This is a genomic window from Stenotrophomonas sp. YJH_SMC_119 (genome assembly GCF_059368315.1).
The window spans coordinates 1-13,463 of record NZ_JCAFRP010000005.1; the positions used below are offsets into that span (position 1 = coordinate 1).

The window sequence follows — 13,463 nt, forward strand, 5'->3', positions numbered from 1 at the left end:
GGTGCGCGACGCTGAAAACGGGCTGGTCCCTGCCTAAGGCCAGCCAGGGCGCAAGACCAAAGGCTGCCGGCCAGCGGCCGGCACTACCGTGCCCGTCTCATGGAGGGGCCAAGTCCCTCCATCAACACAGTTGCTACATGGCCAAGTCGCTGGTATCCAAGACCCTGTCCGGGCCCGGCATCCAGCCCGCCTCCTGGACGTACACATACTCACCACACTGGTCATTCACCGGTGGCTGCACCTCCAACTGCGTTTCAACAACCTGGGAAAACCGGCCCGACGGCGTGCAGGCCGAGTATGTCTTCGGCAACGACTACACCGCCAACATCGGCGACCTGCAGATCGAGCGCCTTCGCCGTGCCGGCCTGGTGGTACAGGAAACCCGGTATGTGAAGGCAGCCGCATCGGGGCCCTACCCCGCACGCTATGGAACGCAACTGGCGCCACGCGGGAATCCGCTGACCACCCAGATCCGGCCGATGCAGGACACCCAGCTGCGCCGGGACGGGATGCTTCATCGTCGTTATGTGGATGCATTCGACGGCCTAGCGCGCCCGGTGCGCATCGTCGAATCGAGCACTGCTGGCCCATGATCGGAGCGTGTCGGGATGCGAGCCGCCGGGCGACCGGAACAAGGCCCCGGCAATGAATTCCCGACAATCGATAGACAGAAGCTATAGAAGTGAATGATTCATTCGATTATTCATTTCATCTGGCCATAGCTAAAGTCGAGTGAAGATGTTCCACCCCGTCTTCACCCGCAGGAGCCAGCCATGAGCCAGTCCGATAACAACAGCCCCAAGTGCCCGTATCACACCGCGCCGTCGCCTGCGGAAGGCACCCAGCAGCAGCGTGAACTGAGCACCACGCCCAAGCAGAAGCACGGCGATGATCCGGTCACGCCGATGACCACGGCCTTCGGCGCACCGGTGGTGGACAACCAGAACAGCAAGACCGCCGGCCCACGTGGCCCGCTGCTGATGGAAGACGTCTGGCTGCTGGAGAAGCTGGCCAACCTCAACCGCGAGATCATTCCCGAGCGCCGCATGCACGCCAAGGGCTCGGGCGCGTTCGGTACTTTCACCGTCACCCACGACATCAGCAAGTACACCCGTGCCAAGCTGTTCGAGAAGGTCGGCAAGCAGACCGAGATGTTCGCGCGCTTCACCACGGTGGCCGGCGAGCGTGGCGCCGCCGACGCCGAGCGTGACATCCGCGGCTTCGCACTGAAGTTCTACACCGAAGAAGGCAACTGGGACCTGGTCGGCAACAACACGCCGGTGTTCTTCCTGCGCGACCCGCGCAAGTTCGCCGACCTCAACAAGGCCGTGAAACGCGACCCGCATACCAACCTGCGCAGCGCGCGCAACAACTGGGACTTCTGGACGTTGCTGCCCGAAGCCCTGCTGCAGGTGACCGTGGTGATGAGCGACCGCGGCATCCCGCGCAGCTTCCGCCACATGCACGGCTTCGGCTCGCACACCTACAGCTTCACCAACGCCGACAGCGAGCGCTTCTGGGTGAAGTTCCACTTCGTCAGCCAGCAGGGCATCGAATCGCTGACCGACGCGCAGGCGCAGATCCTGGTCGGCCATGACCGCGAAAGCCACGGCCGCGACCTGTTCGCCGCAATCGAGAAGGGCGACTTCCCGAAGTGGAAGCTGTTCATCCAGGTCATGCCCGAGCTGGAGGCGGAAACCTACCGCATCCATCCGTTCGACCTGACCAAGGTGTGGCCGAAGAGCGACTACCCGCTGATCGAAGTGGGCCAGTTCGAACTGAACCGCAACCCGGTCAACTGGTACCAGGACGTGGAGCAGTCCGCGTTCGCACCGAGCAACCTGGTGCCGGGCATCGGCCCGTCGCCGGACAAGATGCTGCAGGCACGCCTGTTCGCCTATTCCGATGCGCAGCGCTACCGCCTGGGCGTGAACCACCACCAGATTCCGGTGAACGCCGCACGCTGCCCGGTGCACAGCAACCACCGCGACGGTGCGATGCGCGTGGACGGCAACTACGGCGGCCTGCCGCACTACGAGCCGAACAGCTACGGCCAGTGGCAGGAACAGCCGCAGTACCGCGAGCCGCCGATGAAGATCCGCGGTGACGCCGACTTCTGGAATTTCCGTGAGGACGACGCCGACTACTTCAGCCAGCCCGGTGCGCTGTTCCGCAGCTACAACCAGGCACAGAAGGACCGCCTGTTCGCCAACACCGCCCGCGCCCTGGGCGATGCGCCGGACTTCATCAAGCAGCGCCACATCGACAACTGCAGCAAGGCCGACCCGGCCTATGGCGCTGGCGTTGCCGCAGCGCTGAAGGCGCTGGCCAGCCAGCCTTCGGATCCGTTCAAGCCGGCGCAGCCGGAAGCGGACTTCCCCACCGCGACCCCGGGCGCCGAAGACATCGAGCTCTGATCGCCCTGCCCCGTGAACAGCACGCCGCCTCCCCGTGAGGCGGCGTCGCCGTTTTAACGGTCCGCGTCGTACCTTCTGCACGCCCCACCCCAATCAAGGATTCCGCAGATGAGCCTCACCGACGAACTTCTCGCCAAACTGCAGGGCGCACCGCTGCAGCAGGTGTCGCAGCAGCTCGGCATCAGCGACACCCAGGCTTCCGGTGCGATCAGTGCCGCGCTGCCGGTGCTGATGGGCGCGCTGGGCAACAACGCCTCGCAGCCGCAGGGCGCGCAGGCGCTGCTCGGCGCGCTGCAGAACAACCACAGTGGGCTGGACCTGGGCAGCGTGCTCGGTTCGGTACTGGGCGGCGGTGGCGGTGGTGCCGCCAGCGATGGCGCCGGCATCCTCGGCCACATCTTCGGCGGCAACCAGCAGAAGGTGGAAACCGGCCTGGCCCAGGCCACCCAGCTCGACAGTGGCCGCACCAGCCAGCTGCTGCAGATCCTCGCACCGATCGTGATGGCTTTCCTCGCCCAGCGCCTCGGTGGCGGCCAGGCCGACGCCGGCTCGCTCAGCCAGGCCCTCGGCCAGGAAAAGCAGCAGGTGCAGCAGCAGGGCGGTCTTGCCGGTGGCCTGCTCGGCAGCCTGCTGGACCAGGATGGTGACGGCCAGCTCGGCGTGGGCGATCTGCTGAAGATCGGCGGCAGCCTGCTGGGCGGCAAGCGCTGAGCCAAGGGGGCGCCGGATCCGGTCTGGCGCCCTGCTGCTTACAACGCGTCGATATCGCCGAGCGCGCGGATCAACCGCCGTGCGCGCTTGTCCGGCTTGTGCTCCGGCGGCTGGAAACCATCGCGCGCCGCGATGCGCAACGCGCGCTGTTCGGCACGGCGCGCCTTCGAGGCCTCACTCTCGGCATACAACTGCTGCGCCGTCGGCGCCGGCCCGCGCTGGTCGCTCAGGCCCAGCACCTGGATCTCGAAATGCTCTTCGCCGCGGTCGACCTGCAGCTGCTCACCGACGCGCACTGCGCGTGAGGATTTCGGGCGCTGCCCGGCGACGCTGACCTTGCCGGTTTCGATGGCCTGCTTGGCCAGGCTGCGGGTCTTGAAGAAACGGGCCGCCCACAGCCAGATGTCCAGGCGGACACTGGGCGACAGCGCGGAAAGCTCGGTCATCGGCAGGGACTACTCCGTTCGCTTGTTCAGGGGACGCGGGTTGTCGGGGTCGGTGCGGCAGCCGCTGCCCCCGATCAGGGTGGGAACGCCGGCGGAAAGATCCTGGCGCTGGCTGCCGACCAGGCACTCGGGGCGGTCGGTTGGCCGCACCTGGGTATCGCCCAGCCGGTCACCTGTCGAACATGCGGCCAGCGCGGCGCCGATCAAGGCCAGCGCCAGCCTTCGCTTCACCTGCAGTCGTTGACGCATTGCCACATCCCGCAAACCGGCTTGGTGCTAGTGTGCGCCTCCCGGGATTCGATCACCACTCCATGGCCAAAGCGCCGCTTGACCTGACCTCCGGCCCGATCGGCCGCAATCTCCTGTTGTTTTCCCTGCCGATCCTGGCCGGCAACATCGCGCAGTCGCTGAACGGTTCGGTGAATGCGGTCTGGGTCGGGCGCTTCCTCGGCGAGGCGGCACTGACCGCCACCGCGAACGCCAACAACATCATGTTCTTCCTGATCGGCTCGGTGTTCGGCTTCGGCATGGCCTCGACCATCCTGATCGGCCAGGCGATCGGCGCGCGCGACATCGCGCAGGCGCGGCGCGTGGTGGGTACCAGCGCCACCTTCTTCATCGGCCTGTCAGTGATCATCGCCATCGCCGGCTGGTTCATGGCCCATCCGCTGCTGGCGGCGATGGGCACGCCGGCCGCCTCGCTGCCATTGGCCGAGGCCTACCTGCAGATCATCTTCCTGGCGATGCCGACGCTGTATGCGTTCGCCTTCCTCACCGCCGCGCTGCGCGGTGCCGGTGACTCGCGCACGCCGTTCCGTTTCCTGATGGTGTCGGTGGCACTGGACATCGTGCTGAACCCGGTGCTGATCTTCGGCATGGGGCCGTTCCCCGCGCTGGGCATTGCCGGCTCGGCCTGGGCCACGCTGGTCGCGCAGACGCTGTCGCTGGCCGGCCTGCTGCTGTACATGCGGCACAAGCGCCACACCCTGTGGCTGGGCCGCGCCGACATGCGGCTGTTCAAGCTCGACCTGACCATCCTGAAAGCGCTGGTGCTCAAGGGCGTGCCGATGGGCCTGCAGATGGTGCTGATCTCGCTGTCGGTGATCCTGCTGATGACCATGGTCAACCAGTACGGCACCGACACCGCCGCCGGTTACGGCGCTTCCCTGCAGCTGTGGAACTACCTGCAGATGCCAGCGATGGCGATCGGTGCGGCGTGCTCTTCGATGGCGGCGCAGAACGTCGGTGCGCAGCGCTGGGACCGCGTACGCGGCACCGCACGCCAGGGCGTGCTGTTCAATTTCCTGCTGACCGGCGCGCTGATCCTGCCGCTGGTGCTGTTCGATCGCCAGCTGCTGGCGCTGTTCCTGCCGCCGACCAGCCAGGCGCTGGACATTGCCCGTCACCTCAACCACGTGGTGATCGGCTCGTTCCTGTTCTTCGGCGTCAGCTTCGTGATCTCCGGCGTGGTGCGCTCCACCGGCGCGGTGATCCCGCCGCTGCTGATCCTGGCGGGTTCGCTGTGGGGCGTGCGCGTGCCGTTCGCCGAGCTGCTGCAGCCGTATTGGGGCGCCGATGCGATCTGGTGGAGTTTCCCGGTCAGCTCGCTGGTGTCGATGCTGCTGTCGTTGGCGTATTACCGCTGGGGCGGCTGGCGCAAGGCGAAGATGATCAGCAAGCCCTCGCACGCCCAGGAACTGGCCACGCCGTCGGAAATTCCGGCCTGCCCGCCGTCGCCGGTGGCCGACCCGGATGCCGCACCGCTGCGGTAGTGCCGGCCGCTGGCCGGCAACCTCATGGGCCAGTGAACGCCACGGTAGTGCCGGCCGCTGGCCGGCAACCTCACACCTCTCCAGCAGCATCGCGGCACAGCCGGCCAGCGGCGCCGGCTCTACCGCTTCTTCTTCGCCGCGTTGAACATGGCCGCCGCGCGCATCAACGCCTTGAACGCGGCGGCATCCGGCATCGCGCCTTCATGGATATCGATCGCGCGCCGCGTGTTGCCCTCCAGGCTGGCGTTGAACAGGCCTTTGGGGTCGGCCAGCGCCGCGCCATTGGCAAACGTCAGCTTCACCGCCTGCTTGTAGGTCTCGCCGGTGCACAGGATGCCGTTGTGCTCCCACACCGGTGTACCCCGCCATTTCCAGGTTTCCTGCACGTCGGGCAGCGCCTCATGGATCAACGCACGCACGCGTGCCAGCGCTTCGCCACGCCAGTCGCCCAGTTCGGCGATGCGCGCATCGATCAGTTCGGCGGCCGGGGTTCCGGCATCGGCCGGGTTGGGTGCATGCGTGGCCATCAGCGGCTCTCGTCGGCAAGGAGATCAGAACGGTGGGCTTACATGTGTTCGCCGGGCAATGCCGCGGCCTGGCGCACCCAGTCAAGAAACCGGGCTTCATCCAGTACGCCATCCTGTGCAATGTGCAGGTAGCGCGTATCGGCACTCCTGGACGGCTCCGGCGGCACCGGTTTCAGCGCAGCGCCGCGGAAGAACGCCACCTTGATATAGCGGGTGAAGCAATGGAAGCTGAGAAACCAGCCTTCGCCCGCGGCCACCGCATACATCGGCGAGTTCCACTTCACCGCCTTGTGCACCCCAGGTACGGCCTGTTCGACCAGCGCATCCAGCCGTGCGCCGATCGGCCGCTTCCAGTCCGGCATCGCCGCGATATAGGCCTGTACCGTGGCATCGCCCTCGCCCTTGGCGATCTGCGGATTACCGCCTGACAACAGCTTGGGCGCAGCGGAAGGTGCGGTTCGCTTGGCAGGCATCGCACGGCACGTCCATCGGGATGATGCCGGCAGCCTACCGCGGCCTGTGCCGGGCGGTCACGGCGCAGTGCGCCATCGGCTCAGTCCGCCTGCCCCGCGCGGAACTGGCGCCACTCCGGTAATTTGCGGTGACGGCGCAGCGAGCGCATCAAGCCGGCCATCACCACGCCGAACAGCGCACCAGCCAACAGGCCGGCCGCCAGCAGCAAGGCCAGCGGACGCTCGCTGCCCTGCCACAGCATCAGCCACATCAGCGCGGTCCAGAACAGCCCGAACAACAGGCCCTGCACCAGCGCATTGGTACCGAAGCCGGCCAGGATCGGCGGTGGCAGTGCGATGCCCATGCGCCACAGCAGGCGATGCAGCAACGGCGCCGACTGCACACGCGCCAGTCCCTTGCCGTCGAGGAAGCGCAACGCCGACTGGATCACGGCGGGATAGCGCGGGTTGATGTCGTTCATCACCTGATCGTGGCCGATGCGATGCCGGAAACGCAAACGGCCACCCGAAGGTGGCCGTCGCGGCAACAACCGAAGTTGTTTATCAGGCCTTTTCGGCCAGACGGGCAGCCTTGGCGGCAGCAGCGGCAGCCAGGTCTTCCTTGATGCGGGCAGCCTTGCCTTCCAGGCCACGCAGGTAGTACAGCTTGCCGGCGCGGACCTTACCACGACGCTTCACTTCGACCGAGTCGATGATGGCGCTGTGGGTCTGGAACACGCGCTCGACGCCGTAGCCGTGCGAGATCTTGCGCACGGTGAACGAGGAGTTCAGGCCGGCGTTCTTGGTGGCGATGACGACGCCTTCGTAGGCCTGCACGCGCTCGCGGCTGCCTTCCTTCACCTTCACGTTGACGACAACGGTGTCGCCCTGGCTGAACTTCGGCAGTTCACGGGTGATCTGGGCGGATTCGAATTCCGCGACGATGGACTTGTTCAGCTTGCTCATGGGTTACACCGATTCTTGTTCGGGTGGGCGTGTCATGTAGACAACGTGGGCTCATGCAGTCACCGGACTGTGCTGCACGTTTGTTGTGGGTACTGCGCGCGCCGGCCTGGGCTGGCGGTAATTGGCCATGATAGCCGATAAAGCCGGCCCTGCGCTAGGGGTCGGCCTTCTGTTTCTGGGCCTGACGGCCCTGTTCCAGCAGCGTGCGGTCGGCCTTGCCCAGGGCCTGTTCATCCAGCAGGTCCGGGCGCCGCTGGGCGGTACGGACCAGCGACTGCTGGCGGCGCCACGCGGCGATGGCCGCATGGTTGCCTGAGCGCAGCACGTCCGGCACGTCGCCCAGAGGGTGCTGGGCCGGCTGGCTGTAGTGCGGACAGTCGAGCAGGCCCAGATCACCTTCGAAGCTGTCCTGGGCCGCTGATTCAGCGTCATTCAGGGCCCCGTCCTGCAGGCGGGCCACGGCGTCGATGATGACCGCCGCACCCAGCTCGCCACCCGACAGCACATAGTCGCCGAGGGAGATTTCCTCGTCGACATTGGCTTCCAGGAAACGCTCGTCGATGCCCTCGTAGCGGCCACAGAGCAGGACCATGCGCGGCAACGCCGCCAGTTCCCGCACCTTGGCCTGAGTCAACGGCGCCCCCTGCGGGCTGAGATGGATCACCCGCGCCGGGGTCGGATCAGCATCGCGGATCGCCTGCAGGCAGGCCTGCAACGGCTCGATCAGCATCACCATGCCCGGGCCGCCACCGAATGGACGGTCGTCCACCCGGCGGTAGTTGCCTTCGGCGTAATCACGGGGATTCCAGCCATGCAGGCTGAACAACCCCTTCTCCTGCGCGCGCCCGACCACGCCCAGTCCAGCGGACTGGGCGAGGAACTCGGGGAACAGGGTGATGACGTCGAAACGCATGCTCACACTCAGAACTCGGGATCCCAGTCGACCACGACCAGGTTGGCCTCGAAATCGACCGACTTGACGAAGTCCGGCTGCACGAACGGGATCATCCGCTCGCGGTCACCCCGGACCACCACCACGTCGTTGGCGCCGGTGCTGAACAGGTGCGAGACCTGGCCCAGGGCAACGCCCTCGGTGGTCTTCACGTCCAGGCCTTCCAGGTCCACCCAGTAATACTCATCGGGCTTCGGCGGTGGCAGGGCACTGCGGGCCACGTAGATCTCGGTGCCGCGCATCGCTTCGACGGTATCGCGGTCCTCGACGCCGGGGAACCGGGCGACCAGGTGCTTGCCACTGTCGCGGCCACGCACACCTTCAATCGTGGTTTCCACGCCGGACGGGCTGCGCACGATCCACGGCTGGTAACGGAAAATGGCGGAACGTGGCTCGGTCCAGGACTCGAGCTTGATCTCGCCGCGCACACCAAAAGCGCCGACAACCCTGCCCAGCAGGATGCGGCGCTCGATATCTTTCATCTGCTTCAACCAAGAGGGCCACGCCGAAGCGTGGCCCGTCAGGATCAGGCCGCAGCGGCCTGGGACTTGGTCGCTTCCTTGATCAGGTTGCGGACCTTGTCGGTCGGCTGGGCGCCGTTCTTGACCCAATGGTCAACGCGGGCCAGGTCCAGCTCGATGCGCTTCTCGCCGCCCTGGGCGACCGGGTTGTAGAAACCAACGCGCTCGATGTTGCGGCCGTCGCGCGCACTGCGCACGTCGGTGACGATGATGTGGTAGAACGGACGCTTCTTGGCGCCGCCGCGGGTCAGTCGAATCTTGACCATGGTGTTTTTCCTATTGCCCAGTCGCCAGGATGGCGAGGTAAGCGGGCGATTATAGCGGTAGAGTCCGGCCGAGCCAACCCCCGGGGGGGGCTGGGGTCAGATCCCTTTTGCGGCGCAAAAGGGATCTGACCCCAGCCCCTGCCAAGCTACCGCCGCCAGCACCGCCCTGCCCTGTTCAGCCAGCGCCTGCGAGCCTGGCAGGAGATGCCCGTCGATGGCCTCCAGCGCCCACAGGCCGCTGGCGTTGCAGGCAAAAGCGGCCTTCACACTGCCCAGTTCAGCCAGCGCCAACGGCCGCGCCAACTGCGTATCGGGCCAATGCCGCTTCAGCAGCGCTTCGGCCGTACCGCGCAGGGCCGGCGCCTGCGGCCAGAGCAGCCGTTCACCATCGTGCACGGCCAGGTTCCAGGTGCTGCCTTCACTCACGTCGCCATCAGCGGTCACGAACAGCACATCGTCGAATCCTTCGGCCATCGCCGCGCGGCGCTCGGCGAACAGGCCAAACGTGCCCACGTGCTTGATCCGCGGCATTTCGCGCTGCCAGAGCACACTGCGCACGCGCTTGGGCGCGACCAGGGCCACCGGCGCTGATACTGCCACCAGCACGTCCACCGGCACCGCCGCCAGCGGGTTGCGGAAATCGAACCGGCGCGAGTACACCGTCACCCGCAGCGAGGCATCGGCCAGGCCGGCCTGCTGCAGGGCCTGTGCCATCCAGGTCTGTACCTGCACCGTATCCAGCTCGCTGCCGAACAGTGCACGCGTCGCCTGTGACAGCCGCGCCAGATGCAGGTCCAGTCCCTGCACCGCGTGGTCGCGCACCTGCAGCGAGGTGAAATGGCCGTAGTTGACCAGCGCCGGCAGCAGATCCTCGACCTGTGCCGGCAGGCCGTTGCAGGTCACCGTCATCGCAGCAGCGCCTGCGCCTGGCTCCACATGCCGCGCAGCACGTCGGCGGCCGGCTGTGCCGGCGCCATCCACGCCGACTGCCCGGCCCAGGCCTGCATCGCCGCCAGGCGGTTTTCCTGCGCGGCCTGCTTGCGCATCGGCGCGGTCAGCCCGCGCTGCACCGGGTACGGGCGTGGCGGCGGGGCGCCTTCTGCGGCAGCGGCGCGCACATAGGCGGTCGCCAGGCCGCGGCCCAGGCGGCCGCTGAAAGCGCGGGTCGGCCAGGTGTCTTCCGGTTCGCTGGCGGCCAGCCCATCGGCCCACGCCGAGGCGATCGCGGCTTCGGGCGTGCGCAGGAACGCGGTGCCGATCTGCACCGCGCTGGCCCCCAGCGTGAGCGCGGCCGCGATACCGCGGCCATCGGCGATACCGCCGGCGGCAATCACCGGGATCTGCAGGTGATCGGCCAGGCGCGGCAGCAGCGCGAACAGGCCGACCAGCTGGCGCTCGGCCATCGCCGGATCGAACGCACCGCGATGGCCGCCCGCTTCCATGCCCTGCGCCACCACCGCATCGGCACCGGCGTCCTGTGCTGCACGCGCTTCGGACAAGGTGGTCGCGCAGGCGATCCAGGCAATGCCGGCATCCTTCAACTGCTGCACGTGGCGCGGCAGCAACACACCCATGATGGTCGAGGCCACCGCCGGGCGTGCGGCCAGCAGTGCGGCGAACTGTTCTTCGAAGTCGGCGGGCGTGGCATCGGCGGCGCTGGCCGGCACGTCCGGGCCCCACTGCGTCAGGAAGGCGCGGCTGGCAGCCTCGGCGGCAACGTCACGGGTCGGCACCGGATCCGGCACCCACAGGTTCACCTGCGCCGGGCCATTGGAAGCGGCGCGGAAGTCATCCATCCAGCGGCCGATATCGGCGGCCGGCGACAGCACCGCACCCATCGCGCCCATGCTGCCGGCATTGGCCAGCGCGGCCGACAGCGGCACCGGGCAGGCACCGGCCATCGGTGCCAGCAGGATCGGAAGCTGCAATGAAAAACGCCGACAGAAGGTGTCGGCGCGTTCAAGAATCGGCGATGCATTCACGCGACATACCTGTTGGAGAAGTCGCCATCCAGCATACGCCAGTCATTGTGACCGGGCCCGCGTCGCAATGCGCGCCGGCCCCGTCGCTGCATCAACGGAACGGCATGCCGCGGCCGCCCATGGCGCCCATCATGCCCTTCATGCTGCGCAACATGCCCTTCATGCCGCCGCCGGCCATCTTGCTCATCATCTTTTCCATCTGCATGTACTGCTTCATCAGCTTGTTGACGTCAGCCGGCGTCACGCCCGAGCCCTTGGCGATGCGCGCGCGGCGCGAGCCGTTCAGCAGGTTCGGGTTGCGCCGTTCCTTCTTGGTCATCGAGCTGATGATGGCGATCATGCGCGGCACTTCCTTGCCCTGGCTGACCTGCTGCTTCAGATGGTCGGGGATGTTGCCCAGGCCCGGCAGCTTGTCCATCAGGCCGCCGATGCCGCCCATGTTCTGCATCTGCTCGAGCTGGTCACGCATGTCGTTCAGGTCGAACTTCTTGCCCTTGGCGACCTTCTCGGCCAGCTTGGCCGCCTTGTCCTTGTCGACCTGCTGCTCGACCTGCTCGACCAGCGACAGCACGTCGCCCATGTCGAGGATGCGGCTGGCGATACGGTCCGGGTGGAACACGTCCAGGCCTTCCGGCTTTTCGCTGACGCCGACGAACTTGATCGGCTTGCCGGTGATGTAGCGCACGCTCAGCGCGGCACCGCCACGGGCGTCACCGTCGGTCTTGGTCAGCACCACGCCGGTCAGCGGCAGGGCGTCGCCGAAGGCCTTGGCGGTGTTGGCCGCGTCCTGGCCGGTCATGGCGTCGACCACGAACAGGGTTTCGGCCGGGTTCACCGCAGCGTGCAGGGCCTTGATCTCGGCCATCATCGCTTCGTCGATGGCCAGGCGGCCGGCGGTATCGACCAGCAGCACGTCGACGAACGACTTGCGCGCGTCGTCGATGGCGGCACGGACGATGGCTTCCGGCTTCTGGTCGGCACTGGACGGGAAGAACAGCACGCCGACCTGCTCGGCCAGGGTCTTCAGCTGTTCGATCGCGGCCGGACGGTAGACGTCGGCCGAGACCACCATCACCTTCTTCTTGCGCTTTTCCTTCAGGTGCTTGGCCAGCTTGCCCACCGTGGTGGTCTTGCCGGCGCCCTGCAGGCCCGCCATCAGGATGATGGCCGGCGCGGGCACATTGAGGTTCAGGTCGCTGGCTTCGGCGCCCATCACCGCGGTCAGCTCGTCGCGCACGACCTTGATCAGCGCCTGGCCCGGGGTCAGCGACTTCAGCACTTCCTGGCCAACCGCTCGTACCTTGATGCGCTCGATCAGGGCCTGCACCACCGGCAGCGCAACGTCGGCTTCGAGCAGCGCGATGCGCACTTCGCGGGTCGCCTCGCGGATGTTCTCCTCGGTCAGGCGGCCACGGCCACGCAGGCGCTCGATGGTGCCGGAAAGGCGCTGGGTCAGGGACTCGAACATGCGGCGCAACCTGTCTGAAAGCGGGGGACAATAAGGCAGACAGTATAACGGGTCCGGCTGTCTCCCCGGACTGCGGCCACGGGACCGTCGCCACCACCGCAGGGGTATGCGAAACTGCAACGATGACAATCGTTCTCATCGCCGTCCTGCTCTACCTGGCTGCCAGTGCCCTGCTGGTGCGCGCGCTCGGCCGCGATGAAACCACCGGCTCGCCCACCTGGCTGTGGCCGGCCCTGCCGGCGATGCTGCTGCATGGCAGCTACCACGTGATGGTGGCGATGCGCACCAACGGCGGGCCGGACATGCACTTTTTCGCCGCGCTGTCGCTGGTCGGCCTGGGCATGGCCTGGCTGACCTCGCTGGTCGGCGCACGAGGGCGGATGTCGGCGCTGGGCGTGGTGGTGTTCCCGCTGGCTGCCGTGCTGCTGCTGGCCTACCACGGCTACGGCCACGAACCGAGCAAAGTGCTGGGCTGGCGCCTGGCCAGCCACGCCTGGCTGGCGCTGCTGGCCTACGCCACGCTGAGCATCGCCGCGCTGCTGGCAATCATGCTGTGGCTGCAGGAACGCGCACTGCGTCGCCGCGAGTTCCGGCCGTGGCTGCGGGCGCTGCCGCCGCTGGCCGACCTGGAATCACTGCTGTTCCGGGTGATCATCGTCGGCTTCGCGCTGCTGACCCTGACCCTGGTCACCGGCGTGCTGTTCGTCGATGACCTGCTGGCACAGAAGCTGGTGCACAAGACCGTGCTGAGCGTGCTGTCGTGGGTCGTGTTCGGCGTGCTGCTGGTCGGCCGCCGCCGCTACGGCTGGCGCGGCATGAAGGCGGTGCACTGGACGCTGGCGGCAATGCTGTTGCTGCTGCTGGCGTTCTTCGGCAGCCAGTTCGTGATCGAACTGGTGTTCGGGCATACGCGATAGAAGCGTGCCGACCAACGGTCGGCACCCACCCAACATCACCTGGTAGTGCCGGCCGCTGGCCGGCAA

The 13,463-nt window shown here is 67.1% G+C and carries 17 protein-coding genes; 5 read left to right on the forward strand and 12 right to left on the reverse strand.

The window, feature by feature from the left end; genetic code table 11:
• Positions 1-137: 137 nt before the first annotated feature.
• The 3 genes from AC5P6S_RS09185 to AC5P6S_RS09195 all read left to right on the forward strand — a co-directional run bounded on the left by AC5P6S_RS09185 (position 138) and on the right by AC5P6S_RS09195 (position 3,128).
• On the forward strand, positions 138-593 hold the full coding sequence (locus AC5P6S_RS09185) for a hypothetical protein (protein ID WP_258391784.1): 456 nt from the start codon (positions 138-140) through the stop codon (positions 591-593).
• Positions 594-773: 180 nt separating this feature from the next.
• Complete coding sequence (locus AC5P6S_RS09190) at positions 774-2,417, forward strand: catalase (protein ID WP_043035634.1); 1,644 nt, start codon at positions 774-776, stop codon at positions 2,415-2,417.
• Between the two features lie 108 nt (positions 2,418-2,525).
• On the forward strand, positions 2,526-3,128 hold the full coding sequence (locus tag AC5P6S_RS09195) for a DUF937 domain-containing protein (protein ID WP_005408604.1): 603 nt from the start codon (positions 2,526-2,528) through the stop codon (positions 3,126-3,128).
• Between the two features lie 38 nt (positions 3,129-3,166).
• On the opposite strand, the gene AC5P6S_RS09200 is transcribed toward AC5P6S_RS09195, so the two are convergent.
• Together AC5P6S_RS09200 and AC5P6S_RS09205 are read right to left on the reverse strand one after the other, a co-directional pair.
• Entirely contained in the window at positions 3,167-3,574 is a 408-nt protein-coding gene (locus AC5P6S_RS09200) for an RNA-binding S4 domain-containing protein (protein WP_024956742.1), read from the reverse strand.
• A gap of 9 nt (positions 3,575-3,583) precedes the next feature.
• Positions 3,584-3,823: a hypothetical protein gene (locus tag AC5P6S_RS09205; RefSeq protein ID WP_005408602.1), complete on the reverse strand. Its 240-nt coding sequence runs from the start codon at positions 3,821-3,823 to the stop codon at positions 3,584-3,586.
• A gap of 62 nt (positions 3,824-3,885) precedes the next feature.
• Here AC5P6S_RS09205 and AC5P6S_RS09210 point away from each other — a divergent pair, with 62 nt between their 5' ends.
• The gene (locus tag AC5P6S_RS09210; protein ID WP_138969749.1) at positions 3,886-5,346 is read left to right on the forward strand and encodes an MATE family efflux transporter; all 1,461 of its coding nucleotides are present in this window, start codon (positions 3,886-3,888) and stop codon (positions 5,344-5,346) included.
• Between the two features lie 119 nt (positions 5,347-5,465).
• On the opposite strand, the gene AC5P6S_RS09215 is transcribed toward AC5P6S_RS09210, so the two are convergent.
• The 10 genes from AC5P6S_RS09215 to ffh all read right to left on the reverse strand — a co-directional run bounded on the left by AC5P6S_RS09215 (position 5,466) and on the right by ffh (position 12,480).
• A complete protein-coding gene (locus tag AC5P6S_RS09215; RefSeq protein ID WP_005412656.1) occupies positions 5,466-5,873 on the reverse strand; it encodes a DUF1801 domain-containing protein in 408 nt (135 codons plus the stop codon).
• Positions 5,874-5,911: 38 nt separating this feature from the next.
• A complete protein-coding gene (locus AC5P6S_RS09220) occupies positions 5,912-6,346 on the reverse strand; it encodes a DUF1801 domain-containing protein (RefSeq protein WP_005412655.1) in 435 nt (144 codons plus the stop codon).
• An 80-nt stretch (positions 6,347-6,426) separates the two neighbouring features.
• Positions 6,427-6,807, reverse strand: coding sequence for a DUF6404 family protein (locus AC5P6S_RS09225; RefSeq protein WP_012479532.1), 381 nt, complete (start codon positions 6,805-6,807; stop codon positions 6,427-6,429).
• Positions 6,808-6,889: 82 nt separating this feature from the next.
• The gene (rplS, locus tag AC5P6S_RS09230; RefSeq protein ID WP_005408597.1) at positions 6,890-7,291 is read right to left on the reverse strand and encodes a 50S ribosomal protein L19; all 402 of its coding nucleotides are present in this window, start codon (positions 7,289-7,291) and stop codon (positions 6,890-6,892) included.
• A 154-nt stretch (positions 7,292-7,445) separates the two neighbouring features.
• Positions 7,446-8,204 carry a tRNA (guanosine(37)-N1)-methyltransferase TrmD gene (trmD, locus tag AC5P6S_RS09235; RefSeq protein WP_005412653.1) on the reverse strand — a complete coding sequence of 253 codons (759 nt, stop codon included), beginning with the start codon at positions 8,202-8,204 and terminating at the stop codon, positions 7,446-7,448.
• An 8-nt stretch (positions 8,205-8,212) separates the two neighbouring features.
• On the reverse strand, positions 8,213-8,725 hold the full coding sequence (rimM, locus tag AC5P6S_RS09240; RefSeq protein WP_005408595.1) for a ribosome maturation factor RimM: 513 nt from the start codon (positions 8,723-8,725) through the stop codon (positions 8,213-8,215).
• 44 nt (positions 8,726-8,769) lie between these two features.
• Positions 8,770-9,030 carry a 30S ribosomal protein S16 gene (gene rpsP, locus AC5P6S_RS09245; protein ID WP_005408594.1) on the reverse strand — a complete coding sequence of 87 codons (261 nt, stop codon included), beginning with the start codon at positions 9,028-9,030 and terminating at the stop codon, positions 8,770-8,772.
• 96 nt (positions 9,031-9,126) lie between these two features.
• Positions 9,127-9,939, reverse strand: coding sequence for an aminotransferase class IV family protein (locus AC5P6S_RS09250; protein ID WP_495204568.1), 813 nt, complete (start codon positions 9,937-9,939; stop codon positions 9,127-9,129).
• A complete protein-coding gene (locus AC5P6S_RS09255; RefSeq protein WP_076739557.1) occupies positions 9,936-11,012 on the reverse strand; it encodes an NAD(P)H-dependent flavin oxidoreductase in 1,077 nt (358 codons plus the stop codon). Before AC5P6S_RS09255 ends, AC5P6S_RS09250 begins: the two co-directional genes overlap by 4 nt.
• A gap of 91 nt (positions 11,013-11,103) precedes the next feature.
• A complete protein-coding gene (gene ffh, locus AC5P6S_RS09260) occupies positions 11,104-12,480 on the reverse strand; it encodes a signal recognition particle protein (RefSeq protein WP_005408591.1) in 1,377 nt (458 codons plus the stop codon).
• Between the two features lie 122 nt (positions 12,481-12,602).
• Between ffh and AC5P6S_RS09265 the strand changes: the two genes are divergently transcribed.
• Positions 12,603-13,397, forward strand: a complete 795-nt coding sequence (locus AC5P6S_RS09265) for a cytochrome C assembly family protein (RefSeq protein WP_012479528.1) — start codon at positions 12,603-12,605, stop codon at positions 13,395-13,397.
• The last annotated feature ends 66 nt before the right edge of the window (positions 13,398-13,463 follow it).

Bases quoted from the DNA above. Each gene is read 5' to 3' on its own strand.
- AC5P6S_RS09185 (WP_258391784.1), top strand. From the start codon at position 138: ATGGCCAAGTCGCTGGTATCCAAGACCCTGTCCGGGCCCGGCATCCAG.
- AC5P6S_RS09190 (WP_043035634.1), top strand. From the start codon at position 774: ATGAGCCAGTCCGATAACAACAGCCCCAAGTGCCCGTATCACACCGCG.
- AC5P6S_RS09195 (WP_005408604.1), top strand. From the start codon at position 2,526: ATGAGCCTCACCGACGAACTTCTCGCCAAACTGCAGGGCGCACCGCTG.
- AC5P6S_RS09200 (WP_024956742.1), bottom strand. From the start codon at position 3,574: ATGACCGAGCTTTCCGCGCTGTCGCCCAGTGTCCGCCTGGACATCTGG.
- AC5P6S_RS09205 (WP_005408602.1), bottom strand. From the start codon at position 3,823: ATGCGTCAACGACTGCAGGTGAAGCGAAGGCTGGCGCTGGCCTTGATC.
- AC5P6S_RS09210 (WP_138969749.1), top strand. From the start codon at position 3,886: ATGGCCAAAGCGCCGCTTGACCTGACCTCCGGCCCGATCGGCCGCAAT.
- AC5P6S_RS09215 (WP_005412656.1), bottom strand. From the start codon at position 5,873: ATGGCCACGCATGCACCCAACCCGGCCGATGCCGGAACCCCGGCCGCC.
- AC5P6S_RS09220 (WP_005412655.1), bottom strand. From the start codon at position 6,346: ATGCCTGCCAAGCGAACCGCACCTTCCGCTGCGCCCAAGCTGTTGTCA.
- AC5P6S_RS09225 (WP_012479532.1), bottom strand. From the start codon at position 6,807: ATGAACGACATCAACCCGCGCTATCCCGCCGTGATCCAGTCGGCGTTG.
- rplS (WP_005408597.1), bottom strand. From the start codon at position 7,291: ATGAGCAAGCTGAACAAGTCCATCGTCGCGGAATTCGAATCCGCCCAG.
- trmD (WP_005412653.1), bottom strand. From the start codon at position 8,204: ATGCGTTTCGACGTCATCACCCTGTTCCCCGAGTTCCTCGCCCAGTCC.
- rimM (WP_005408595.1), bottom strand. From the start codon at position 8,725: ATGAAAGATATCGAGCGCCGCATCCTGCTGGGCAGGGTTGTCGGCGCT.
- rpsP (WP_005408594.1), bottom strand. From the start codon at position 9,030: ATGGTCAAGATTCGACTGACCCGCGGCGGCGCCAAGAAGCGTCCGTTC.
- AC5P6S_RS09250 (WP_495204568.1), bottom strand. From the start codon at position 9,939: ATGACGGTGACCTGCAACGGCCTGCCGGCACAGGTCGAGGATCTGCTG.
- ffh (WP_005408591.1), bottom strand. From the start codon at position 12,480: ATGTTCGAGTCCCTGACCCAGCGCCTTTCCGGCACCATCGAGCGCCTG.
- AC5P6S_RS09265 (WP_012479528.1), top strand. From the start codon at position 12,603: ATGACAATCGTTCTCATCGCCGTCCTGCTCTACCTGGCTGCCAGTGCC.